The sequence below is a fragment of the Zobellella maritima genome, from assembly GCF_003075035.1.
GTDB classification, from domain to species: domain Bacteria; phylum Pseudomonadota; class Gammaproteobacteria; order Enterobacterales; family Aeromonadaceae; genus Oceanimonas; species Oceanimonas maritima.
In genome coordinates, this window is sequence record NZ_QCZE01000001.1 from 338626 (window position 1) to 362792 (window position 24167).

Here is a 24167-nt window from a genome sequence, read left to right on the forward strand (position 1 = left end):
CAGCATATGGGCCTTTTTTGGGGATTGATTATCGGTGGCCTGGCCGGCTGGATTGCCGGCAACCTGATGAAGGGGCGGGGATTTGGCCTGCTCGGCAACATAGTGGTGGGCCTGGTCGGTGGTTTTCTCGGCGGACTCTTGTTCCGTCTGTTGGGTCTTGCCGCCACCGGTCTGCTCGGGTCCTTGATCATGTCGGTGGTCGGGGCCGTGCTGTTGATCTACGTGGTGGGCAAGATCAAGAGCAGCGGTTGACGGGCTACTTTCCTGTGGCTGAAGACGGGCAGACACCTTTCGGCATTAAATCATCGGTTGTACGGCCGGATAGAGGTTATCTCATCGGCACCATCTGACCATGAACGCTGGCGTAGCGTTGAGATTTTTGAGACTCGTCGCAATAAATACGCTGCAGAGGAGCCGGTTCGGCTCCTCTTTTTATGCAATTAAGCGCAATTTGCGCTGGACAGTTGGGGGCAACTGTTGGAGAATACGCCCGCAGCCCAGTTGGGCATGACCTTTTGTGATGTGGATCACGATAGTTCAGGCGGCGTTGTACCGGTTGAATATCGTACTCACCCGCCTTTCGGCATGCTACGTGGCGATGCATTGATTGCATCCGACAAAACCCTGGGTTTAGTGTAGCTGCCAATATGTGCGTTGAAGCGGGTTATTATTGCGTTGGTCTGGAGGTTAACGCAAATCACGTCCGCGCCAAACGAAGCGGCCCTGTTATGGGAACCGCACGTCCCCTCCATTTGGGCGCGACGACACAAGTCTGGCAGATCGACATCCATGATGAGCAAGATCGCCTGGTAATGACCAGCCGATCAACCATGGCGGTGTTGAGACAAAAACGGCCAGATTAGCCTTGTGAATCTTAGTGTAACACTCACTGTGTGAAGGGAAGCCCTCGCCTCTGCGAGTCGGGCTGTCCCTGGCCTTTTACGTATCAGTCCGCCGACATTCTATTTATTCGGAACTGTTAAATGACAAATACTTCTACTGTACCTGCTACTAACGTGCCTGCTTTTACCGATCTTGGACTGGCGCCTGCCGTATTAAATGCACTGACCGACGCCGGTTATGTGCAGCCTTCTGCTATTCAGGCCGCCGCTATCCCGACCCTGTTGAGTGGTCGTGATGTCCTGGGTCTGGCACAAACCGGTACTGGTAAGACTGCCGCCTTCGCGCTGCCTTTGCTGAGCCGCATTACCGGTGGTAATGCAACCCCGCAGGTACTGGTGCTGGCGCCGACCCGCGAGCTGGCCATCCAGGTTGCCGAGTCCTTCGAGGGCTACGCCAAATACCAGAAAGACATTCGTATCCTGTCCATCTATGGCGGTCAGGCCTATGACTCCCAGATCCGTGCTCTGAAGCGTGGCGTCGACATCGTGGTCGGTACCCCGGGTCGGGTGATGGACCATATGCGTCGCGGCACCCTCAAGCTGGACAACCTGCAGGCACTGGTACTGGACGAAGCCGATGAAATGCTGCGTATGGGCTTTATCGACGACGTCGAGTGGATCCTGGAGCAGACTCCCGACAGCCGCCAGATTGCCCTGTTTTCGGCCACCATGCCACCGGCCATCCAGCGTGTTGCTCAGAAATATCTGAAAGACCCGCAGGAAGTGCGCATCGCCAATAAGACCCGCACCAACTCCAGCATTCGTCAGCGTTACTGGTTTGTGCGCGGCATGTCCAAGCATGAAGGCCTGTGTCGCCTGGTCGAGACCGAAGACATGGATGCCATGCTGGTGTTCGTACGTACCCGTAAGGATGCCGAAGATCTGGCCGAGATGATGGGCCGCCAGGGTCACGCCTGTGAAGCCCTGCACGGTGATATTCCCCAGAAACTGCGGGAAAAGGTGATCGATCGCCTGAAGAACGGTCGCCTGAACATTCTGGTGGCCACCGATGTGGTTGCCCGTGGCCTGGACGTGGAGCGTATCAGCCATGTGGTCAACTTCGACATGCCCCACGATAACGAGTCTTACGTACACCGTATCGGTCGTACCGGTCGTGCCGGTCGCGAAGGTGATGCCATCCTGTTTGTTACCGGCCGTGAAAAGCGTGGTCTGTACAACCTGGAGCGCCACACCCGTCAGCCGATCGAAGAGATGCAGATGCCGTCTGCCGACGACATCAACAAGAAGCGTGCCGAGCGCTTCAAGTCCCGCATCCGTGCCAGCGTCGAAGCCGATGAAAAATCCCTGGCTCCGTTCGTTGAAATGATCAACGGTCTGCAGGAAGAAGGCCTGGACAGCGCCCAGCTGGCCGCCGGCCTGGCTTGCCTGCTGCAGGGTGATCGTCCGCTGTTTGTGGAAGACAGGCCCATGGCCGCCCGTCGTCCGGACGTGCGTGAAAGCCGTGAGCGTGGTCCTCGTTCCGATCGTCCCCGTGGCGGTCGTGACGATGTGTCCGGCGTGATGATGGAGCGCTTCCGGGTCGATGTGGGCCGGGTGCACGGTGTCAAGCCGGGCCACCTGGTCGGCGCTATCGCCAACGAGGCGGATCTGGAGTCCCGTTTTATCGGCCAGATCCAGATCCACGATGAGTTTTCCACCGTTGATCTGCCCGAAGGCATGACCAGCGAAGTACAGCAGGTGCTGCAGAAGGTGCGGGTATGTCAGCGTCCGCTGAACCTGGCCAAGTACGAAGGTGGCCCAATGCCGGCCCGTCGTGACTTCCGCTCGCGCAATGACGATGACCGTGGCGGCAAGTTCCGTCCCCGTCGCAACGACAAGCGTCTGAATGGCTGATTAGTCAGTCAGACAGCCCTGTGATAAAGCCTGCCGAGTGATCGGCAGGCTTTTTTTTTGGTTCATTGCGGGTCAGTGAGTACCTTGAGTCTGGTTTGGAGTTGTCTGTAGACGACGCCAACAGGCAACTCCTTGGCTTCAGGGAGGATAAAGGGATCTTCTGCTCCACCGACCCTCCGCGCCAAGGATGGCGCGGCGGAGCCTACATGGAGGTATGGACGGCGAGTCGGCGGAGCAGGCGCTTTGTCCTGCCTTTGCAGAGCAGCCCAATAGATCGGTTGTTTAATCTGTTTGGTATAAGCCGGTGCTGAAGCGGGAAGAGCTGTTTCTGGCCCAGCAGCGGTTGATGACGGTGTACCTGCGAAAGATCAGCTTAAAGTGCTCTGGTATGCCCCGTCAGAAAGAGAAGTCAGGCGGTGTTGGCAGGCGTTGGCTTGGTTACACTTTGGTCTGAGGCCTGGCACCGGTGCAGCAGTTCGAAAGGCTATGTGGAAGACATGAACAACAAGTTCAAGGTCATCAAGTGGGCTACCGAGATAATGACTATTTCTTTCTAAAGATAACAGCGGCCTTCCCCGGTAAAGCGCGGTGAAGCCAAAAAAAACCCCGGATTAACCGGGGCCAAGGACTAAGTAAGAGAAGCAAATCAATTTGCCAAAGATTCTGGCAGGTGCTCTCGCAGGGTGGCGAGCATGACCTTCAGTACCTTGGGGTTGGCACAGACCACATTGCCGCTGCGCTCGTAGTTGTGGCCGCCGACAAAGTCGGTGACCAGGGCACCGGCTTCCCGGGCGATCAGGCTGCCGGCGGCAGTATCCCAGGGTTTGAGGCCCAGCTCCCAGTAGCCGTCTACCCGGCCGGCGGCGACATAGGCCAGGTCCAGGCTGGCGGCGCCGGCACGGCGCACGTCGGAGCATTGAACGAACATGGCTTGGAACATGGCCAGATAGGCATCCAGCTGATGCTTCTGCTTGAAGGGGAAGCCGGTAGCCAACAGGGTATTGTTCAGGTCTTTCGCCTTGCCGACACGGATACGGTAGCCGTTCAGCTGGGCACCTGCACCGCGGCTGGCGGTGAATAGCTCATCCCGGATAGGGTCGTATACCACGGCTTGCTCGGTGCGGCCTTTTACCCGCAGGGCAATGGACACGGCGAAGTGAGGAATGCCTTTAACAAAGTTGGTGGTGCCATCAAGCGGGTCTATGATCCATTGATAATCCGGGTTGCTGCCGACCAGCTCGCCGCATTCTTCACCAATAATGGAATGCTCCGGGTAGGACTTGCGGATGGTATTTACTACGGCGTTTTCCGCGTCAAGATCGACATTGGTGACAAAATCGTTCTGGCCTTTTTGCGTTGTCTCCACGTAGTCGGGGTTGGAGAAACCTTTGACGATAACTTGACCGGCGTTGCGCGCAGCGCGCACCGCAATATTCAGCATCGGATGCATATGAGTGAACCCACTTGATGTTAAAGAACGAAATTTGAGCGGCGCATTATACCAGTATCAAGGGGACAGACAAGCCTTTATCCCTGCCATGTTTAACCGGGGAGTGGGTCGGCAGGTTCCACGGCCACTGCCGCACAGGGCTCGCCGCCCGTAAGTGACGCGGCTAGACACGATTTCTGTCGAGGGAAGGATCCAAATCGGCAAAACCCGTGGCGACCCGCTAAGCTATGCCTTATCAACTAACAGTATCTAACCGGATAAGGAACCTGAGCAATGAACAAAGGGAGTTTGTTGTTGTTTGTGCTGTTCGCCTCTCCGGCCTGGGCCGACTGGGGGCTGGCCCTGGGGGGCGGTGGCGGAGATGGAACCGAACGCTACCAGCTGGGGGTCGAGTGGAATCAAGGCACTCCCTGGATCCACCTCAGGCAGGGCCAACTGGGCTATGGCCTCTGGTTCGATAGCAGCTACTGGCAACTGGACGATGACGATCTGGCTACCTTCACCGTGGCACCGGTGCTGAAATACAGTCATGCCCGACAGGGACTGCGTCCCTTCGCTTTTGTCGGTGTGGGACCAGCCTGGATAAGCCAAACCCGTTTGGGTAACAGGGAGTTGTCGACTCAGTTTCAGTTTTCCAGCCGGGCCGGGCTGGGGGTAGCGCTGAATGGACACAGCCTGGCCCTGGAGGGGGGACACCTGTCTAATAGCGGTATCAAGGAGCCGAACGACGGGCTCTCTTCCTGGGGCGTCAATTATCGTTATAACTTCTGATTAAAAAAACTAGGTCTGGGCATTATAAAAGGTCGTGCTGGCCGTTATTGCCAGCCAAGATATCTGTTCATTATCATGAGATCCATATCATAACCTGCCCGTCCGGGCATTTTGGAGATCCTGGTCATGTCCGGCCTTACCCTGGTATTGTTAACGGTTTTAATGGTGGCTGCGGGTCAAATGACCCAGACCCTGTATGTGCCCGCCATGGCCGAGATGGCCGCAGACATGCAGGTCTCCGCAAGCCGTTTGTCCCTGGTGATGGCCTGTTACCTGATCCCCTACGGCTTGTTCCAGTTTGTTTACGGGCCCTTATCGGATCGTTTCGGTCGTCGCCCCATCCTGCTGAGCGGCTTGTTCGTCTACGTGCTGGGGTCTGTGGTCATACTGTACTGGGCCACTTTCCCGGCCATCCTGATAGGCAGCCTTATCCAGGGGGCCGGCACGGCCGCGGCCGGCAGCCTGTGCCGAAGCCTGATGCGGGATCGCTTTGATGGCCCGGATCTGGTGCGTTACAACGGCTATGTGTCCATGGGCATCATGCTGGCTCCCTTGCTGGCTCCCCTGTTAGGTGGTTACCTGAACCAGTATTTCGGCTGGCAGTCCATGTATTGGTTTCTGCTGGCACTGGGCCTGATGATCACGCTGGTCATGGTGGTGTTTTTCCGGGAAACCCTGCCGTCAGAACGGCGCCATGTGCAGCCCATGCTACCGGCCTATAAGTATGTGTTGCACAACGCGAGCTTCCGTCGCCAGCTGGGTATGCTGATTGCCGCCTTCGCCGGGGTGATCCTGTATGAAGCCGTGTTCAGTGTTGTGGTGAGCAGGCAGAGTGAACTGACCAGTGCCGAGATCAGTGTACTGTTTATTTTGCCGTTGCCCCTGTATTTTGCCGGCGCCATGGTTGCGTCATGGAAGGCGACTTCCTGGTCCGTCCGTCAGCTGCAGTGGCTGTCGGCCATGGGGTTGCTGACAGGAGCGGCAGTGGTACTGCTCTCTGCGTTCTATGGTGAGCTGAGTGTGGCTGGCCTGGTACTGGGAGGCGGCCTCTACTTTGCCGGGGCCGGCTTGTTGTTTCCGGTGGCGACCTCCAAGGCGGTATCGCCGTTTCCCTACCATAGCGGTACCGCCGGTGCCTTGCTGGGGGGCAGCTCCAACCTGGGCGGTGGCTTGTTTCTGCTGGTGCAGGGCGGTTTGCCGGAAATGAACCAGATTGTACTGGGCGGTCTGCTATTTGCCTTTGCCGGACTGGTGGTGTGGTTCCTGGTTCCCCAGGAACAGGCGGTGCCGGAACACGGGGTATAAGGGCAGGGGTTGGGACTTTAGGTTGCCCAATCCCCGGTCTCCTATTTCAAGGCTGATGATGCAGCAGCACGAACTTCTCCCACAGCTGTGCCTCGCTCTCCTGATGTTCGGGATGAGAGATGATGCAGTCGATGGGACAGACGCTGATGCAGGTGGGCTTATCGTAGTGGCCCACGCACTCGGTACATAACGCCGGGTCTATCTCATAGATCTCGGGCCCGAAATAAATGGCCCCGTTGGGGCACTCGGGCTCACACATGTCGCAGTTGATGCACTTATCGGTGATCAGCAGGGCCATGAGCTACCTCGGGTTGCTGGTGCGGTTGACGGGGGCTTTGCTGCTCTCCCAGATGACGCATCAGGATGCCGAACTCCACTTCCACGTTCTCCGGAAGCCGTATATACACAGTGTGGCCGCTGCCCGGCGCGACTTCAACCCGCTCACCCTTGCGATTCTTGAGCGCCTCCAGGGTAAACGTCAGGTTACCCTTGGGGGTCATCAGCTCCAGGCTGTTGCCCACCAGGAACTTGTTTTTCACCGCAATTTCAACCCAGTCACCGTCACGACTGGTGACTTCGCCGACAAACTGCTGGCGGGTGGACACCGAATAACCGGTGTCGTAGTTTTGGTACTCGCTGTGGGCGTGGCGCTGCAGGAACCCTTCCGTATAGCCCCGGTGTGCCAGGTTTTCCAGTGTGCTCATCAGGGTGGCATCGAAGGGGCGGCCGGCCACGGCATCGTCGATGGCCTTGCGATAGACCTGGGCGGTGCGGGCCACGTAGTAGAACGACTTGGTACGCCCTTCTATTTTCAGGGAATGTACGCCCATGTGGGTCAGGCGCTCGACGTACTGCACGGCGCGTAGATCCTTGGAGTTCATGATGTAGGTGCCGTGCTCGTCTTCATAGGCCGCCATGTACTCGCCGGGGCGGTTGCCTTCTTCCAGCAGTACCGGCTGATCCGTGGGTTGTCCGGCGCCCAGGGTCGGTTCAACCTGTTGTACTGCAATGGGCTCCTGCTTGTGGACTATCTGACCGGCTTCGTCTTCTTTGGCTTCGTGTACCTTGTATTCCCATCGGCAGGCATTGGTGCAGGTGCCCTGGTTGGGATCGCGCTTGTTGATATAGCCGGATAACAGGCAGCGACCCGAGTAGGCCATGCACAGGGCGCCGTGTACAAATACCTCCAGCTCGACGGTGGGGCATTGTTCGCGGATTTCGCTGATTTCGTCCAGCGACAGCTCTCGGGACAGGATCACCCGCTCGATGCCGTAATCCTGCCAAAACCTGACCGAGGCCCAGTTGACCGCGTTGGCCTGTACCGAGAGATGGACCGGCATTTGAGGGAAATGTTCGCGGACCAGCATGATAAGCCCGGGATCGGACATGATCAGCGCATCAGGGCCCATGTCCACCACGGGCTTCATATCCCGCAGGAAGGTCTTCAGCTTGGAGTTATGGGGCTGAATATTGACCACCACATAAAACTTTTTGCCCAGGGCATGGGCTTCATCTATGCCGATCTTCAGATTTTCGTGGTTGAACTCGTTGTTGCGTACCCGCAGTGAATAGCGGGGCTGGCCGGCGTAGACGGCGTCTGCCCCGTAGGCAAAGGCGTAGCGCATGTTTTTCAGGGTACCGGCGGGGGACAGCAATTCGGGCTTGAACATAGATTCTCTCGTCTGATCTCAGGTCAGCAGGCCACCACCGGATGGTGGCCGGGACCGCATTTTACTCCCCACTCCGGAGGGGAGCAAATTAAGCTTTCAAGCTGTAAGGTTATTTTGCTTCTTCACCGCCCAGGGCGTCGGTCAGTTCGGGAATAAAGCGGGACAGCTCGCCGGTAACCAGGGCAAAGTCGGCGTCGAAACGGGCGGCGGCATCCTCGCTGACCACGTCGTCGTTCTGTTCACGCAGTTCTTCGGAAAACTTGAGGCGCTTGATGCTCATGTCATCGGCCAGCACGAAGCTGATGGTATCGGACCAGTTCAACGCCAGTTTGGTGACCAGTTTGTCTGCATCCAGATGGGCCTTCATCTCCTCACTCAGCAAATCCTGCTGTTTGGCACGGATGATGCCGCCGTGCTCCAGGGCGGAGCGCAGTTCTGCTTCATCCTCCAGGGCAAAACCGGCCGGGGCCGCGCCTTCCTTCAGCCAGTCGGTCAGGGTGATTTCCGGTGGCGTGGTCATGGCCAGGGGCACCACCGGCAGGGAGCCGATGCTCTTGCGCAACAGCGCCAGCAGGTCTTCGGCCCGTTTGCTGCTGCTGGCATCCACGGCAATGAATCCGGCGTGCGGGTTGATCCAGGCATAGGTCTGCTGGTAGCGACTGAAGGCCCGCGGCAGCAGGTTGGTGATGACTTCTTCCTTGATGGCTTCTTTTTCTTTTTTCTTCAGAGCCCGGCCCTGTTCGATTTCCAGGGCCTCGACTTTTTCGGCCACCGCATCGTTGACCACGGCGCCAGGCAGCATTTTCTCTTCTTTCTTGGCACAGATCAGGATCTGCTCACCGGCCCCATGGGTAAAGGCCTGGCCCTGTTTACCCAGGGGGGAAATCCAGCCGAACTTGGCCTGGTCCTGGCCAGCGCAGGGGCTGAAAGGAAAGGCTTCCAGCTGTTTCTCAAGATCCTCGAGGCTGAGTTCAAAAGGGCGGGTAAAACGGTATATTTGTAGATTTTTAAACCACATAGCGTCCTCGGTGACGGGCCGGAAAGCGCCATTGTACTGTAAAGTCAGTTTGTGATCAGGTTGTCATTCCCGAATGATGCAAGCCGATCTGGCTCACAGACAGTCACAAAACCGGGATGGTCCGGCGACCGGCCTCATACACTTGAAATAGGATGTGTCCCGTTAATGTGCATTTGCTGCGTTGACGATATGCCGTTTGCCGGGCCCAACCCTGAGGTCAGCAACCCGGTAACGGAGCGGCACAGCCAGAGCCCTTCGCGGGGCTGTGCGTGAGCAGGTATATAGTCCCCTATGGGTTGCGCCTGCAGTCTTTATTACGCCTTGTCGGGACAGCGATGAAATCCTGAAAATGACGGGACACACCTAGGCTACCGGGGAAGAGATGATGATACGACAAGCCACGGCCGAAGATATGGAGGACATACTCGAGGTATGGTTGCTGGCCTCCCTGCAGGCCCACGATTTTGTACCGGCAGCCTTCTGGTGGCAGCAACTGGAACGGATGCGCGTCCGATATCTGCCCGCCGCCGAACTGTGGGTCTGTGAACGGGAAGGGGAGATACAGGGCTTTATCGCCCTGGTGGATGACTATCTTGCCGCCCTGTTCGTGCGTCCCGACTGTCAGCAAAACGGCATTGGCAAGGCTTTGTTGGCGATGGCCAAACGACTGAGGCAGCAGCTGGAATTAAAGGTGTTTATCGAAAATGATGTGGCCGTGCATTTTTATCAGCAGCACGGTTTTGCCATCACGGATGAGGATATAGACCCCAACACCGGTCAGCCGGAATATCGAATGGGGTACCGGGTTCATTGAAGGCAAGAGCACTGACCATTGTTATCCTTCTGACATCCTGGTGTCATAAGTTCATGAAACTGTCATAATTGCTTCCAATAATGGGATCATATCAATAAAAGACCCATCAAGAGGCGGTTGAAGAATGTCACGGAAAATACTGGTCGTTGAGGACGAAGCACCCATCCGCGAAATGCTGTGTTTTGTGCTGGAGCAAAAGGGATTCGAGACTCAGGAAGCAGAGGACTACGATCAGGCGTTGGCCATGATCACAGAGCCCTACCCGGAACTGATCCTGCTTGACTGGATGTTACCGGGAGGCAGCGGCATTCAGCTGATCAAGCAACTAAAACAGGATGAATTGACCCGGCAGATCCCGGTGATCATGCTGACTGCCCGCGCCGAGGAAGAAGACAAGATTAAGGGCCTGGACGTGGGTGCCGATGACTATATCACCAAGCCATTCTCCCCCAAGGAGCTGACTTCCCGTCTGAAGGCGGTGTTGCGACGGGTAGCCCCGACCGCAGTGGAAGATGTGATTGAGGTACAGGGCTTGAAGCTGGATCCGGCCAGCCATCGGGTAACCGCCAACCACCTGCAGTTGGAAATGGGTCCCACCGAATTCAAGCTGCTGCATTTTTTCATGACGCACCCTGAACGGGTGTACAGTCGCGAGCAGTTGCTGAATAATGTGTGGGGCACCAATGTCTATGTGGAAGACAGGACCGTGGACGTGCATATCCGTCGGCTGCGCAAGGCGGTGTCAGAGTCGGGCCACGACAAGCTGATCCAGACTGTGCGTGGTGCCGGATACCGTTTTTCTACCCGCCTATGAGGCTTGCATGCAGTTACAGGATTCCAGCCATGGTTTGTGGTGGCGAGTAGGTTTTTATTATCTGACATTCCTGTTGCTGGGGGTGTTGCTCAAAGATATCGCCCTGGCCCTGTTGATCGCTACCGTACTGCACCTGCTCTGGCATTACCGTTTTCAGCATCGGCTGGCCGTCTGGCTGTGGCGGGACCGCAGCCTGATCCCGCCGGAAGGACAGGGCAGTTGGGAGATTATCTTTAACGGCATCTATCGCCTGCAACAGCGCCAGCGTGCCCGTCGGCGGGAGTTGGCTAATCTGGTGCGTCGCTTTCGCGAAGGTGCCGAAGCCCTGCCCGATGCTGCCGTGGTGATCCGCAGCGATGGCAGCATCATCTGGTGCAATCGCCTGGCCCAGCATCTGCTGGGATTCCGGTGGCCCGACGATGCCGGACAATATATCGGTAACCTTATCCGGGCTCCGCTGTTTATTGCCTATATGAAACGGGCCGACTTCAGAGAGCCCCTTGAAATGCCTTCCCCGATCAATGAAGACAAGCTGCTGGAGTTCCGGATCATGCCCTATGCGGAAGATCAGGCCATGCTGGTGGTTCGCGACATAACCCGGATCCGCAGCTTGGAGCGGATGAGAAAGACCTTTGTCGCCAATGTGTCCCATGAGTTGCGCACCCCACTGACGGTACTGAAGGGATACCTGGAGATGTCGGAAGAGTTGCCCCCGCAACAGCGATGGGAAAAGGCGCAGAAGGTGATGCTGGAGCAGACCCTGCGCATGGATGCCTTGGTCGAGCAGCTGATGACCCTGTCCCGTATCGAGTCGTCGGTGACCATAGATACCAACAAGGTCGTCGACCTGCCGGCCATGCTGTTCATGCTCGAACAGGAGGCGCTGGCCCTGAGCGGTGAGCGGGCGCATCAGTTCAGCTTTGTGGTCGACAGCAGGCTGAAGGTTCGCGGCGATCAGGAACAGCTGCGCAGCGCGGTATCCAACCTGGTCTACAATGCCATTCGTCATTCTCCTGCCGGTACCCATATCAGGGTGGAGTGGGGCAGGGTCGGGCACTATGGCCGTTTTGCTGTTACCGACAATGGGGACGGCATTGCGCCGGAGCATATTGCCCACCTGACCGAGCGTTTCTATCGGGTTGACAAGGCCCGCAGCCGGCATACCGGCGGTTCGGGCCTGGGGCTGGCTATTGTCAAGCATGCCCTGAGTCACCATGACTCCCAGCTTGAAATTCGGAGCCGGCTGGGGCAGGGCAGCTGCTTCAGCTTCAGCCTGCCCGAGCGCCTGCTGGTGTCTGACAGTCCCTCCCTTGAACTCGCCTGATCTTTTCTTCCAAGGCAGCCTGGCTGCCTTGTGTATTGGCATCTAGGCTTCCGTTGTCATAAAAGCGTCACTTTCAGTTCATATACTTGTCATGGATGAGCGTGATACTGGCCCCGTCTTGAAAGACCGAACTCAGATTGGAGATTAAGGATGAAATTGAACAAACTGGTAAGCGCACTTGGATTGACCGCCGCACTGGCTTCTACCTCTGCCCTGGCTGCGGTTGACAGCGCCCTGCCTGACTACACAAAAGTAAGCGGCATTTCAGGTAACCTGTCTTCCGTGGGTTCGGACACCCTGGCCAACATGATGACGCTGTGGGCCGAGGAGTTCAAGCGTAACTACCCGAACGTCAACGTTCAGATCCAGGCTGCCGGTTCTTCTACTGCTCCGCCCGCCCTGACCGAAGGTACTTCCCAGTTCGGTCCCATGAGCCGTGCCATGAAGAGCAACGAGATCGAAGCCTTTGAAAAGCGTTATGGCTACAAGCCGACGCCGGTTCGCGTGGCCATCGATGCCCTGGCGGTGTTTGTCCATAAAGACAACCCCATCGAAGGCCTGAGCATGGATCAGGTTGATGCTGTTTTCTCCAGCACCCTGGCCTGTGGTTCAGCCGAGCAGATTGCCAACTGGGGACAGGCCGGTCTGTCCGGTGACTGGTCCAAGCGTGACGTGCAGCTGTATGGCCGCAACTCTGTATCCGGTACCTACGGTTACTTCAAAGACGAAGCCCTGTGTAAAGGTGACTTCAAGAACACCGTAAACGAGCAGCCCGGTTCCGCTTCCGTGGTACAGTCTGTATCTTCTTCCCTGAATGCCATCGGTTACTCTGGCCTGGGCTACAGCACCTCCAGTGTTCGTGCCGTACCGCTGGCCCAGGCAGGTTCCACCGACTTCGTGGAAGCCACTTCCGAGAACGCCATCAGCGGCGAGTATCCGCTGTCCCGCTTCCTGTACGTTTATGTTAACAAGCACCCCAACAAGCCGTTGGGTCCGATGGAAGCCGAGTACATCAAGCTGATGCTGTCCAAGCAGGGCCAGCAGATCGTGGACAAAGACGGTTATGTACCTGTGCCGAAGTCTGTTATCGAGGCAGACCTGAAGAAACTGGGTCTATAAGCAACAATTTGTCAAAATATCCGAGGCGGCCAGATGGCCGCCTTTTTTATTGCCGGTATCTGTGCCTAGAATAGGGGAGTGGAAGAGGCAGGAGTTACAATGGAAATCAGGAAGATACGCAGCGGTGAAACCAGCAGTATCTGGCGTTTGTTCCATGACACAGTGCACTGCATCAATCAAGCCGACTACAGCGAGCGAGCCCTGGCGGTGCTGGCTCCCGATCAATATGATGAGCCCCGTTGGGTCAGCCGTTTTATTCGTACTCAGCCCCTGGTAGCGATGGACGACAACGTTCTGCTGGGGTTTGCCGAGTTGGGTGAGGACGGTCGAGTCGATATGTTTTATGTACATCATCGGCATCAGGGGGAGGGTATTGGTCGTGCTCTGATGCAGCGTCTGAAAGCAGAAGCCGCATCCCGTGGACTCTCCCGCCTGTATTGTGAAGCCAGCATCACCGCCCAGCCGTTTTTTGAAAAGATGGGGTTTATCAGCCTGGGACAACGGGAACTGGCCCGTCACGGACAAACGTGGACCGTGATCCTGATGGAATTGAAAATATAAAAAAGCCTTAAGGATATCCTTAAGGCTTTTTTAGGGTTTTTGGTCGGCGTGAGAGGATTTGAACCTCCGACCCCTGACACCCCATGACAGTGCGCTACCAAGCTGCGCTACACGCCGAATTGGGTGCACTATATAGTCGCCAGGCGGAGGCTGCAAGTCTATTTTTCCTATTTTGGCGTGGTTGTTGCTTTCTTCAACAAAACTGTTGTTTTTTCAGCATCTCCTGATACCAACTGGACTAAGCCGGTGATCTATTTCATCTGTGATTCACGGATCACGCAGGTAGACACCAAATTATTTGGCGCCAACCGGCAGGTGAATCGTAAACGTTCAGGCACCACACATGCGCCGCAGACTCGGTGTAGTGGATATCGCTCAGCGTAGCAGGGCCTGCCGGCTTAAAGTGGCAGCGACAAGGGGGCAGTCACCAGATCAGACCTTTACTGAAATGGGTATTATTTGCCCCTGAGCTGCCGGCTGTTAAGGGGTGGACACTTTTGTCATAATGCGTGCCTAGCGGAGAGAACTGATGCAAGAACAAGACGAATACTGGATGAGACGGGCCATGGTTCTGGCTGCCAGGGCCGAGGAAGAAGGCGAGGTGCCGGTGGGGGCGCTGCTGGTGCTGGATGGCCAATGCATAGGTGAAGGGTGGAATCGCTCTATCGGCAGCCACGATGCCACCGCCCATGCCGAGATCATGGCGCTACGGGCGGCAGGCCAGGCGCTGGCCAACTACCGTTTGCTGGACGCCACCCTGTATGTCACCCTGGAGCCCTGTACCATGTGTGCCGGCGCCATGGTGCACAGCCGTATCAAGCGATTGGTTTACGGCGCGGCCGATGCCAAAACCGGAGCGATTGACTCGGTATTGCAGCTGCTGGACACCCCAGGAATCAATCATCGGGTGGCCTGGACCCCTGGGGTATTGGCCGAGCCCTGTTCGGCCCAGCTTAGCGCCTTTTTCAGGCGTCGGCGGGCCGAAAAAAAAGCCGCCAAGGCGGCCCTGGCCATTACGCCTTGAGTAGTTCCAGTGACCAGTTAACCTTGGCCTGGTAGTCCCGTTCCAGGGGGGTCATCGGCAGCTGGTTTTTATCACACCAGTCAGTGGGCAGCCGCAGGCGAATGAGCTCGTCGACTGGCTCAACCTTCAGTTCGGGCAAGATATTGTCCTGGCGACGGCGGTTGAGGGCCACCGCCAGCCGCAACAAGCGGATCAGGCGCAACAGTTGCACCTCGGGCAGGTAATTGAGCGGCTCCAGTTCGCTCAGTTTGAGAGCCTTGCGGTGAAAGCGCACCAAGGCCGCCAGCGCTTTCTGTTCTTGAAAAACTCGTCCTGGTTGCTTGAAAAGATACCCAAAAAACGTACCCGCTCTATCAGGGGTACGCTTTTATCCATGGCCTCTTGTAATACTCGTTCGTTAAAGGAAAGCCAGCTTAGCTCTTTTTCCAGCAGCCTGTTGTCCGTTGTCATCGGTATGCCTGTCAAGCGGGTTATGTCATTTTTAAGCCACTTTTATGACATACTCATATGACGCTTTTGTGACGTGTTACTCCGGTTCTATATCAACGATCAGGTCATCGCTCAGAGCTTCGAGCCGGCCTGTCAGGTCATCCAGTGTCTGACCATGAGGCAGCACCACAGTACTGTGGGCCTCGAACAGCAGGGTGCCGGTGGTGGGCGCCGGATGGCTCGTCGTTTTCAGGCTTTTCACGCTGATGTTGAGGCTGTCGAGCACCGAGGTCAGCTCGTCGACAATGCCTAACCGGTCGTTGGCGGTGATCGTCAGTCGTAGTGTCTGCCCCTGAGGGGTGGAGGCCAGGCCCTCAACCAGCTGCACCTGAAATTCAGGCAATGTTTGTAGGGCCTTGGCCAGGGCCTGGTAGTGTTCATCTGGAACCTGGATTTCTATGATGCCGGCAAAATGTCCGGCCAGTTCGCTCATGGCACTGCCTTGCCAACTACCGTTATGTTGTCTGATCAGCCGGGCCAGTTGTTGGACCAGGCCGGTCTTGTCGGGGCCTATCAGGGTAGCAACCAAACTTTTCATACTGTTCTCCTTGCTGGTGAGCTGCGTACCGGGCAATTTTTGAGTATGCTTGCCGGGTTGTTTTGTATAGAAGACAGCCAGGCGGTCAGCCTCTGCATTGGCTGTACCTGCAGTTAAACCATACACTCTTGAGAAAATTTTGGAAGCCGTGCTGGCACTTGTGGGTAGGTGTAACAAAACTGTCATCTGTTCGCCATACAATACCCGTAACTGGAATCTTACTGAGGTGGCTTGATGTCAACCGAAACCCAAACGATGGAGCTGGCCGGCAGCAGAGGCCGCTGGCTGAAAGACAGGCTGGTGCAATACGGGGTGACTGCCGGTGGCATACTGGTACTGATCGCCCTGTTGCTGATCTTTTTCTACCTGCTCTATGTGGTGAAGCCCATTTTCGACGGCGCCAAGGTCGAGCCCCTGCAGCAGGTTGAGCTGGTCGGCGGCGGTGAGACCCTGTTGATGGGCACCGAAGAGCAGAACGAGCTGCTCTACCGCTTCAATGACCAGGGCGAGGTAAATTTCTATTCCCTGCCCGAGCAGGGCCGGCAGGTGCTCAGTGCCCAGGTGTCCGGTAATATCCAGAGCTTCAGTCGTAGCCGTTCTTCCAATGCGGTCGCCTATGGCCTGGACGATGGCACCATTCGCGTGCTGGCGCCCAAGTTCAGCGTCAGCTATCCGGACAACGTACGTCAGATCACACCCGAGCTTGAATATCCGCTGGGTGACGAGCCGCTGGTGCTGGACGAACAGGGGCGAGCCCTGAAAATGCTGGCGTTCGAACAGGGCGGTAATGACATGGTGGCGGTGGCCATCACCGAGGACGGCGAAGGGGTACTCAGCCGCTTTACCGGCAAGGAGAACTTCCTGACCGGCGCCATCGAGCTCAAGGTCAGGCGGGTAACCATCCCCCGTCTGCCCGCCGAGGTTGATCAGTTGATCCTGACACCCAACCTGCGTTTCCTGTTTGCCCGCCACGGCAACCAGGTCTCCATCTTTGATATTCGCAATGCCGGCAACATTACCCTGCGCAACGTGCTGGACATGCATGCCCCGGGAGGCAACGTTACCTCGGTAAGCCTGCTGGCCGGGGGCAACTCCCTGCTGGTTGCCAATGACAACGGGGTAGTCTCCCAGTGGTTTGACGTTGCCAAAGACGGTAAACGCGCATTTACCTTTATCCGCGAATTCGAAGCCGATGGCGCCATTCGCCATCTGGCCCCCGAATCCCACCGTAAAGGCTTTGTGACCATATCAAGCAACGGCACCCTGGAAATTTTCCACACCACTGGGGGTAGCCGGCTGTTTTCCGAGAAGCTGGCGGACACCGAGGTCACCGCCCTGGCCATGTCGCCGCGCAATAACATGCTGATGCTGGCGGAAGGCAACAAGCTGTCGACCTTCAAGGTGGAAAACGAACACCCGGAAGTGACCTGGAAGGCGATGTGGACCAAGGTCTGGTACGAAGGCTATCCGGAGCCCCAGTACGTGTGGCAGTCCACCTCCGGCAGCAGTGATTTTGAAGCCAAGCTGAGCCTGGTGCCGATCTCTTTCGGTACCCTCAAGGCGGCCTTTTACGCCCTGCTGTTCGCGGTGCCCATCGCCATCGCCGGGGCTGTGTATACCGCCTACTTCATGTCACCGGGGCTGCGCAAGTTCGTCAAGCCGACAGTCGAAATCATGGAAGCCCTGCCCACCGTTATATTGGGTTTCCTGGCCGGCCTCTGGCTGGCGCCCCTGGTGGAGTCGCATCTGCCAGGTATTGTCATGATACTGGTGATGATGCCCATCGCCATGCTGGCGACCGCCTTCATTTGGCACAAGCTGCCGAACGCCATCAAGAACCTGGTGCCCGATGGCTGGCAGAGCATACTGCTGCTGCCGGTGGTGCTGCTGGTGGGCTGGTTATCCTTTGCCCTGAGCCCCGCGGTCGAAGCCATGTTCTTCGGCGGCAACGCCCGTGCCTTCCTGACCAACGAGCTGGGTATCGGTTTTGATCAGCGCAACTCGCTGGTAGTGGGTATTGCCATGGGCTTTGCGGTGATCCCGACCATCTTCTCCATTGCCGAAGACGCCGTGTTCTCTGTACCCAAGCACCTGACCAACGGCTCCCTGGCACTGGGTGCCACGCCCTGGCAGACCCTGGTGCGGGTAGTGATGCTGACCGCCAGTCCGGGTATTTTCTCGGCGGTGATGATGGGTCTGGGCCGCGCCGTGGGTGAAACCATGATAGTGCTGATGGCCACGGGTAATACCCCTGTGATGGATCTCAGCATCTTCAGCGGCATGCGTACCCTGGCCGCCAACATAGCGGTGGAGATGCCGGAAGCCGAAGTGAACAGTTCCCATTACCGGGTATTGTTCCTGGCCGCGTTCGTATTGTTCGTGTTCACCTTCCTGTTCAACACGGTGGCTGAGTTCGTACGTCAGCGACTGCGTGACAAATACAGCTCAATGTAAGGGGCGAAAGCATTATGGGTAAATGGTTTAAATCAGGTTCGCCCTGGATTTGGATGACCGGCGGGGCGGTGAGCCTCAGCCTGGTGGCGGTGTTGGGTTTGCTGCTGCTGATCGGTTGGCGTGGCCTGACCTATTTCTGGCCGCATACTATTTATGAATGGCAGGTGAAGTCGGCAGACGGCAGCCAGCAGACCGTGATTGGCGAAGTCCATGACCGGGAACAGGTCGCCATCGCCCAGCTGCGAGGCTCGGGTCTGGCCCTGGAAGGGGTGACCGCCGACAGCCTGACCCGCTACCTGGTCAAGACCGGTAACCGGGAATTCGTCAACCTGGATTTCCGCTGGTTGCTGGAAACCGATATCATCTCCCGCACTACGCCGGCCGAGCTGGCCATGCTGGAGCGCTCCAGCCACGGTAACTTCTACGGTTATGTGGTGCGGGTGCTGGAAGGTGACCGCGTGGTCAGCGGAGATGTCAATGCCGAGCTGCGCCAGCGTATCGAACGGGTGAGCGAGCTTAATGATCAGATGCGCACTCTGCAACGCAGCGACATCGGCAGCATCAACCACCAGCTGGAACAGCTGCGCCTGGAAGAGCGTCGGCTGGAGCTGGACGGTGAGGCCACCGAAGATGCGGTCGCCGCCCTGCATACCGAGAGCGAGCAGCTGAGGACTGACTACCGGAAGCTGGAGACCGAGCTGTTTGACCTGCGGGATCAGGCTCATAGAGACAGTGTGGTGATCCGCGACATGCGTGGCCAGGAAGTGACCCTGTCCTTGGGAGAAGTACTGGACGTGACCTGGCCCAATGACATGAGCCTGGCGGCCAAGACGCTGTCCTGGTTCTCGGAGATGGGCAAGTTTATCGGCGGTGAGCCGCGTGAGGCCAATACCGAAGGCGGCGTCTTCCCGGCCATTTTCGGTACCGTGTTTATGGTGATCCTGATGGCCATTATCGTGACGCCGCTTGGCGTGGTCGCGGCCATCTACCTGCATGAATATGCGGGCAAGAACAACCTGACCAAGGTGATCCGCATCGCGGTGATCAATCTGGCGGGGGTACCCTCCATTGTATACGGGGTGTTTGGTCTGGGCTTTTTCGTCTATATGCTGGGTGGTTCTATCGATAAGCTGTTCTATCCGGAAAGCCTGCCTACCCCGACCTTTGGTACCCCCGGGGTGCTGTGGTCGGCGCTGACTTTGGCGATCCTGACGCTGCCGGTGGTCATAGTGTCGACCGAGGAAGGTCTGTCGCGCATTCCCAGCGCGGTGCGTCAGGGCTCGCTGGCCCTGGGTGCGACCAAGGCGGAAACCCTGTGGCGTATCGTCATCCCCATGGCCAGCCCGGCCATCATGACCGGGCTTATCCTGGCGATTGCGCGGGCGGCCGGTGAAGTGGCCCCGCTGATGCTGGTGGGTGTAGTTAAGCTGGCACCCAGCCTGCCGCTGGATGGCAACTTCCCTTATCTGCATGTGGATCGCAAGTTCATGCACCTGGGCTTTCACATTTACGATGTCGGCTTCCAGAGCCCGAATGTCGAGGCGGCACGCCCCCTGGTTTATGCCACCTCCTTCCTGCTGGTGACGGTGATAGTGGGTCTGAACCTGACCGCCATTGCCATCCGGAACCACCTGCGTGAAAAATTCCGCTCCCTTGAGCACTAAGCTTCGGGCAGCCACTGATTTGAGGTATTAAGATGATTAATGTATCACCCACCATGAACCAGGATTCCATGTTGAATGTAAATTCGCTGGCGGCGGACCAGGTTGCCCTGGAAGTGAAGGACCTGAGCCTGTATTACGGTGAAAAGCAGGCGCTGTTCAACGTGGATATGAAGATCGCCAAGGGCCAGGTCACGGCCTTTATCGGTCCGTCCGGCTGTGGTAAATCCACCCTGTTGCGCTGCATCAACCGGATGAACGATCTGGTGGAAACCTGCCGTATCGACGGGCAGATCCTGCTGCATAACCAGAATATCTATGATAAAAGCGTTGATGTAGCGGCCCTGCGTCGTCGGGTAGGTATGGTGTTCCAGCGGCCGAATCCTTTCCCCAAGTCCATTTATGAAAATGTGGTCTACGGCCTGCGTCTGCAGGGGATCAATGACCGGCGTCGGCTTGACGATGCGGTGGAGCGGTCCCTGCGGGGCGCGGCGCTGTGGGATGAGGTCAAGGACCGGCTGCACGACAATGCCTTCGGTTTGTCCGGTGGTCAGCAGCAGCGTCTGGTGATTGCCCGTGCCATCGCCATCGAGCCCGAAGTATTGCTGCTGGATGAGCCGACCTCGGCACTGGATCCCATCTCCACCCTGGTGATTGAGGAGCTGATCAACACCCTCAAGGAGCAGTATACCGTGGTCATAGTGACCCACAACATGCAGCAGGCGGCACGGGTATCGGATCACACCGCCTTTATGTACATGGGTGAGCTGATTGAGTATTCCGATACCAATACCCTGTTCACTACTCCCAAAAAGAAGAAAACAGAAGATTACATTACCGGGCGCTACGGTTAAGGGGCTGTGCAAATGGAAAAATTGAACGTCAATAAACATATCTCCGGCCAGTTCAATGCCGAGCTGGACGGGGTACTGAATCAGGTACTGGTGATGGGTGGCCTGGTTGAGCAGCAACTGGGTGATGCCATTACCACCGTCCATGATCAGGATCTGGAGCGGGCGCGTCAGATCATCGCCAACGATGCCAAGGTCAATGCCCTGGAAATGCAGATAGACGAGGAATGTACCCGCATCATCGCCAAGCGCCAGCCCACCGCCTCCGATCTGCGGCTGGTGCTCGCCATCATCAAGACCATCAATGATCTGGAGCGCATCGGGGACAGTGCGCGCAAGATAGCACGCATGGTGCAGGATAACGCCAACAAGACCCAGCCGCCGCTGGTGTCCATGGAAAACATGGGCCGGCGTACCGTCAAGATGCTCCATGAGTCACTGGATGCTTTCGCCCGCATGGATGTCAATGCGGCCATCGAGGTGCACAAGGAAGACGACAAGGTCGATCGGGAATATGAGTCCATCATCCGTGAGCTGATGACCTTCATGATGGAAGATCCCCGCTCCATCCCTCAGGTACTCAATGTGATGGGCTGTGCCCGCACTCTGGAACGGGTAGGGGACAGGGTTCAGCATATCTGTGAATATATTATCTACTTCGTCAAGGGCAAGGATGTGCGCCACACCAGCGAAGAAGATATCTACAAGATGCTGGATAGCGACAAATAAATGTGGCGGGGATGCATAGGCATCCCCGCTGTTCTCACGCGTTGTACGGGTTCGTGCTCAGGAGCACCAAATCCAGGGCCACGGTTCTTTACCTTTAGCCAGACCCCGATACCATCGGGGAGTGTTACAGCTGATTTTATTCCCTGCACATCAGGCTGACAGCCAGGGTCTGTGCCAGATACATGGAGCTGCTCAGGGAACGAAAACCCATGACTTCTCCTTCCTGCACCTCAAAGCAGACTTCCAGCATGCCTCCATGCGCCGCCATCAGGTTATCGGTAATCGCCACTATCGGTATCCCCTTGCCATGGGCCTGTTCAATCAGGTGATTGGTTTCGGGGGCATAAGGGCTAAATGTTACCGTCAGCAGTACATCCCTTTCGCTCATCCTGCGAGTCATCGGTGCCAGCATACCGCCATGGTCATCAAGCAGTACCACGTTGTTATCCGATTTCATCAGGGCATACCAGAGATAGAAGGCCACCGGATAGGCCCTGCGTACGCCCTGGATATAAATGGTATCGGCCTTTTCCATGAGTGCCACGGCATAATCCAGTTTTTGTGGCGATATCGACATCTGCAGGTGCTCAATGGCGTCAATATTGGCATTGCCGTAATCCTGAAAAATCGCCATGGGCGACTCGGGCCCCAGTTCGGCCTGCTCACGGGCCAGTCGTACCCGCTCCTTGTAATCTCGCGGACGGTTCAGGTACTGGTCGCGAAACAGGGCCTGCATCTGGCTGAAGCCACTGAAGCCCATGGCGTTTGAGAAGCGGCTCAGTGTCGACAGGGGGACATTCGCCTGTTCGGCAATGGTGGCCATGGTCTCGACCGCTACCAGCATTGGCTGTGCCATCACATAGTCGGCCACCTGCCGCAGGCGCTTGCTCAGCTTGTCGTAACGCTTGGCAATCAGCTCTCGTAGTGTGTCCAGATCGGCCGGAACTTGTAATAGCTGGGGATCCTTGATGCCCATACCTTGCTGCTCCCCTGTTAACAAACCAACAAAAAAAAATCATGTGCCGGGGCAGTTCGCCCCGGGGCGGACATTTTAAGACAATAATTCAAAGTGTCGAATGGCTTCTTGCTTCACATAGGGCATGGCCTTCTGCATAAAGTAGATACGATCAAACTTTTGTGGCTCACCGTTCATGAAGTCGCGCAGGTTATGACCCAGCGCCTGGCGCAGGCAGGTACCGATATTGAATTTTGAAACCCTGCTCTGCTTGAGCCTGAGCATGTCTTCTTCACGAATGCCCGTGGTGCCATGAATGACCAGGGGGAGGGATACCGCTCCCGCGATGCGATCCAGCAGCCCGAAGTCTATGGTACAGGTGGGCTCGGTCAGGCGATGCACATTGCCTACCGAGATGGCGACGCAGTCTACGCCGCTTTCGGTGGCAAAGCGCGCTGCATCGGCGGGATCCGTATCGATGGACTTGATATGGTCACGACCTTCATCATAGGGAACCGAGCCTATCTCGCCTTCTATCGAGGCACCGAGCGCATGGGCAACCGCGGCCACCTTGCGGGTTCGGGCAATGTTTTCATCCAGTGACAGCTGCGAGCCATCGAACATCACCGAGCTGAAGCCCGCCTTGAGCGCACGGAATACGATGTTTTCTTCATAGGTATGATCCAGGTGCAGACACACGGGGACCTTACTGCTCTTGGCCAGGTGCAGGAACATGGCGGCCGCCGTTTCTACCCCGTAGAAGTCGATCACGTCCTTGTTGCAGGCCAGGATAACCGGCTTACCGACTTCCTCTGCTGCTTCGACCACGGCCCGTGCATCTTCATAACCAAAGACGTTGAAGCAGGGAACCGAAAAATTGGATGCTGCCGCTTCCGGCAATAAATCGTTCAAGTTGACCAGCATAAGAACTCCTCGTTATTTGAATTTGGCAATCATGTCCTTGATACCGGGAATGGTTTCGACCTGGTATTCATGGTGCGGATCGAAATGCTGGATCAGCGACTTGGATGTCTTGCCCACAATGATGGTGAAGTAGTACATCTCGTATCCCGGAGCGGCAACGCTCGGGTGATAGCCCTTGTCAATCGCGATCACCGAGCCGGTGCGTACGTGATAGACAGGGCCGAAATCGTCTTCGTGCTCATAGAGAAATTGGGCACCGAAGCCGAAATCCGGGTTGAAACGGAACTGATAGACCTCCTCGTAGAGGGTTTCCTTGCTGCCGTCTTCCTTGACGCGGTCTTCGTCGTGCTTGTGCGGCGGGAACCCCGACCAGCCACCGGCACCCACGGTAAACAGCTCGCTGACCAGCAGGCGACCTCGCTTGTCGGCATTGGACTGCCCCAGTATGTGCTTGATCTTGCGGTGGGTCTTGGTGTCGTCCGAGCCATACTGGACCATATCGACATTGTCCTGGCGCACGCAGAAGGGCTCCAGCGACTCTTCATAGCGGCCACCGGCTATCATGATATCGGCCTGCTCGCTCACACACTTGATCTCGGCGCTATAGCCCAGCGGCACATAGACGGATTCGGGGTTGCCTTCCCAGACCGAGGCGCGCTGCCCGATATTGTCAAACACCACCGGTGTCTGACCCTGCTTGCTGACCTTGATGCTGCAGGTCCCGCCGGCCAGTACCACCACCGACTCGTATCCTTCGACCACGTGCTGGTGGGTTTCACCCTGTTTCAGGCGGACCTGATTGAAATAACACAGCGGCGTGACCTCATCGTTGATATCGATGATGGGCTGGTTTTTGTTATCAAAGGGTGGGATATGTTTGCCCATTACGGTTTCCTCTTCATTTGCCATGCCGCAGTCATGTCTGCATCACAGCGGTATT

The 24167-nt window shown here is 56.9% G+C and carries 24 protein-coding genes, 1 tRNA gene and 1 pseudogene; 15 read left to right on the top strand and 11 right to left on the bottom strand.

Going from position 1 to position 24167, the window contains the following annotated elements; genetic code table 11:
* Positions 1–6 precede the first annotated feature (6 nt).
* From DCS96_RS01585 to DCS96_RS01595, 3 genes are all read left to right on the top strand, one after another.
* A complete protein-coding gene (locus DCS96_RS01585) occupies positions 7–252 on the top strand; it encodes a GlsB/YeaQ/YmgE family stress response membrane protein (protein ID WP_116472619.1) in 246 nt (81 codons plus the stop codon).
* A 395-nt stretch (positions 253–647) separates the two neighbouring features.
* Entirely contained in the window at positions 648–863 is a 216-nt protein-coding gene (locus tag DCS96_RS19025; RefSeq protein WP_408645989.1) for a hotdog fold thioesterase, read from the top strand.
* Between the two features lie 120 nt (positions 864–983).
* Positions 984–2756 carry a DEAD/DEAH box helicase gene (locus tag DCS96_RS01595; RefSeq protein WP_116472620.1) on the top strand — a complete coding sequence of 591 codons (1773 nt, stop codon included), beginning with the start codon at positions 984–986 and terminating at the stop codon, positions 2754–2756.
* A gap of 646 nt (positions 2757–3402) precedes the next feature.
* On the opposite strand, the gene suhB is transcribed toward DCS96_RS01595, so the two are convergent.
* A complete protein-coding gene (gene suhB, locus DCS96_RS01600) occupies positions 3403–4206 on the bottom strand; it encodes an inositol-1-monophosphatase (protein WP_116472621.1) in 804 nt (267 codons plus the stop codon).
* A 273-nt stretch (positions 4207–4479) separates the two neighbouring features.
* On the opposite strand from suhB, the gene DCS96_RS01605 reads away from it, so the two are divergent.
* Both DCS96_RS01605 and DCS96_RS01610 read left to right on the top strand, forming a co-directional pair.
* Positions 4480–4977, top strand: a complete 498-nt coding sequence (locus DCS96_RS01605; RefSeq protein WP_116472622.1) for an acyloxyacyl hydrolase — start codon at positions 4480–4482, stop codon at positions 4975–4977.
* A 126-nt stretch (positions 4978–5103) separates the two neighbouring features.
* Positions 5104–6282, top strand: coding sequence for an MFS transporter (locus DCS96_RS01610; protein WP_116472623.1), 1179 nt, complete (start codon positions 5104–5106; stop codon positions 6280–6282).
* 46 nt (positions 6283–6328) lie between these two features.
* On the opposite strand, the gene DCS96_RS01615 is transcribed toward DCS96_RS01610, so the two are convergent.
* The 3 genes from DCS96_RS01615 to rdgC form a co-directional block, all read right to left on the bottom strand.
* Positions 6329–6580 carry a YfhL family 4Fe-4S dicluster ferredoxin gene (locus tag DCS96_RS01615; RefSeq protein WP_116472624.1) on the bottom strand — a complete coding sequence of 84 codons (252 nt, stop codon included), beginning with the start codon at positions 6578–6580 and terminating at the stop codon, positions 6329–6331.
* The gene (trhP, locus tag DCS96_RS01620) at positions 6558–7952 is read right to left on the bottom strand and encodes a prephenate-dependent tRNA uridine(34) hydroxylase TrhP (RefSeq protein WP_116472625.1); all 1395 of its coding nucleotides are present in this window, start codon (positions 7950–7952) and stop codon (positions 6558–6560) included. Before trhP ends, DCS96_RS01615 begins: the two co-directional genes overlap by 23 nt.
* 109 nt (positions 7953–8061) lie before the next feature.
* A complete protein-coding gene (rdgC, locus tag DCS96_RS01625; protein ID WP_116472626.1) occupies positions 8062–8970 on the bottom strand; it encodes a recombination-associated protein RdgC in 909 nt (302 codons plus the stop codon).
* Between the two features lie 385 nt (positions 8971–9355).
* Here rdgC and DCS96_RS01630 point away from each other — a divergent pair, with 385 nt between their 5' ends.
* The 5 genes from DCS96_RS01630 (at position 9356) to DCS96_RS01650 (ending at position 13602) form a co-directional block, all read left to right on the top strand.
* On the top strand, positions 9356–9784 hold the full coding sequence (locus DCS96_RS01630; RefSeq protein ID WP_116474484.1) for a GNAT family N-acetyltransferase: 429 nt from the start codon (positions 9356–9358) through the stop codon (positions 9782–9784).
* A 124-nt stretch (positions 9785–9908) separates the two neighbouring features.
* The gene (gene phoB, locus DCS96_RS01635; RefSeq protein WP_116472627.1) at positions 9909–10598 is read left to right on the top strand and encodes a phosphate regulon transcriptional regulator PhoB; all 690 of its coding nucleotides are present in this window, start codon (positions 9909–9911) and stop codon (positions 10596–10598) included.
* Positions 10599–10605: 7 nt separating this feature from the next.
* Complete coding sequence (gene phoR / locus DCS96_RS01640; RefSeq protein WP_116472628.1) at positions 10606–11922, top strand: phosphate regulon sensor histidine kinase PhoR; 1317 nt, start codon at positions 10606–10608, stop codon at positions 11920–11922.
* Positions 11923–12072: 150 nt separating this feature from the next.
* The gene (locus DCS96_RS01645; RefSeq protein ID WP_116472629.1) at positions 12073–13041 is read left to right on the top strand and encodes a PstS family phosphate ABC transporter substrate-binding protein; all 969 of its coding nucleotides are present in this window, start codon (positions 12073–12075) and stop codon (positions 13039–13041) included.
* Between the two features lie 99 nt (positions 13042–13140).
* Positions 13141–13602 carry a GNAT family N-acetyltransferase gene (locus DCS96_RS01650; RefSeq protein ID WP_116472630.1) on the top strand — a complete coding sequence of 154 codons (462 nt, stop codon included), beginning with the start codon at positions 13141–13143 and terminating at the stop codon, positions 13600–13602.
* Positions 13603–13642: 40 nt separating this feature from the next.
* Here DCS96_RS01650 and DCS96_RS01655 read toward each other — a convergent pair.
* A tRNA-Pro gene (locus DCS96_RS01655) sits at positions 13643–13719 on the bottom strand.
* A gap of 412 nt (positions 13720–14131) precedes the next feature.
* Between DCS96_RS01655 and tadA the strand changes: the two genes are divergently transcribed.
* Complete coding sequence (tadA, locus tag DCS96_RS01660) at positions 14132–14626, top strand: tRNA adenosine(34) deaminase TadA (RefSeq protein ID WP_116472631.1); 495 nt, start codon at positions 14132–14134, stop codon at positions 14624–14626.
* Here tadA and DCS96_RS01665 read toward each other — a convergent pair.
* From DCS96_RS01665 to DCS96_RS01675, 3 genes and pseudogenes are all read right to left on the bottom strand, one after another.
* Positions 14616–14900: a hypothetical protein gene (locus DCS96_RS01665; protein ID WP_116472632.1), complete on the bottom strand. Its 285-nt coding sequence runs from the start codon at positions 14898–14900 to the stop codon at positions 14616–14618. The genes tadA and DCS96_RS01665 overlap by 11 nt on opposite strands.
* 17 nt (positions 14901–14917) lie before the next feature.
* Positions 14918–15076 (bottom strand): annotated as a pseudogene (locus DCS96_RS01670) (hypothetical protein); the annotation flags it as partial.
* Between the two features lie 76 nt (positions 15077–15152).
* Complete coding sequence (locus tag DCS96_RS01675; protein ID WP_116472633.1) at positions 15153–15653, bottom strand: glycine cleavage system protein R; 501 nt, start codon at positions 15651–15653, stop codon at positions 15153–15155.
* 234 nt (positions 15654–15887) lie between these two features.
* Here DCS96_RS01675 and DCS96_RS01680 point away from each other — a divergent pair, with 234 nt between their 5' ends.
* From DCS96_RS01680 to phoU, 4 genes are read left to right on the top strand one after another with little or no spacing between them, the layout of a single operon-like run.
* Positions 15888–18107, top strand: coding sequence for an ABC transporter permease subunit (locus DCS96_RS01680; RefSeq protein ID WP_116472634.1), 2220 nt, complete (start codon positions 15888–15890; stop codon positions 18105–18107).
* Positions 18108–18121: 14 nt separating this feature from the next.
* A complete protein-coding gene (gene pstA / locus DCS96_RS01685) occupies positions 18122–19771 on the top strand; it encodes a phosphate ABC transporter permease PstA (RefSeq protein WP_116472635.1) in 1650 nt (549 codons plus the stop codon).
* A 53-nt stretch (positions 19772–19824) separates the two neighbouring features.
* Positions 19825–20622: a phosphate ABC transporter ATP-binding protein PstB gene (pstB, locus tag DCS96_RS01690; RefSeq protein ID WP_198650020.1), complete on the top strand. Its 798-nt coding sequence runs from the start codon at positions 19825–19827 to the stop codon at positions 20620–20622.
* A gap of 12 nt (positions 20623–20634) precedes the next feature.
* On the top strand, positions 20635–21348 hold the full coding sequence (phoU, locus tag DCS96_RS01695; RefSeq protein ID WP_116472637.1) for a phosphate signaling complex protein PhoU: 714 nt from the start codon (positions 20635–20637) through the stop codon (positions 21346–21348).
* 136 nt (positions 21349–21484) lie between these two features.
* Here the strand turns inward: phoU and DCS96_RS01700 are convergent, their stop codons facing one another.
* The 3 genes from DCS96_RS01700 to DCS96_RS01710 form a co-directional block, all read right to left on the bottom strand.
* Complete coding sequence (locus tag DCS96_RS01700; RefSeq protein ID WP_116472638.1) at positions 21485–22324, bottom strand: MurR/RpiR family transcriptional regulator; 840 nt, start codon at positions 22322–22324, stop codon at positions 21485–21487.
* Positions 22325–22399: 75 nt separating this feature from the next.
* Positions 22400–23227 carry a class II fructose-bisphosphate aldolase gene (locus DCS96_RS01705; protein WP_116472639.1) on the bottom strand — a complete coding sequence of 276 codons (828 nt, stop codon included), beginning with the start codon at positions 23225–23227 and terminating at the stop codon, positions 22400–22402.
* Between the two features lie 12 nt (positions 23228–23239).
* A complete protein-coding gene (locus tag DCS96_RS01710; RefSeq protein ID WP_116472640.1) occupies positions 23240–24112 on the bottom strand; it encodes a 5-deoxy-glucuronate isomerase in 873 nt (290 codons plus the stop codon).
* Between the last annotated feature and the right edge of the window lie 55 nt (positions 24113–24167).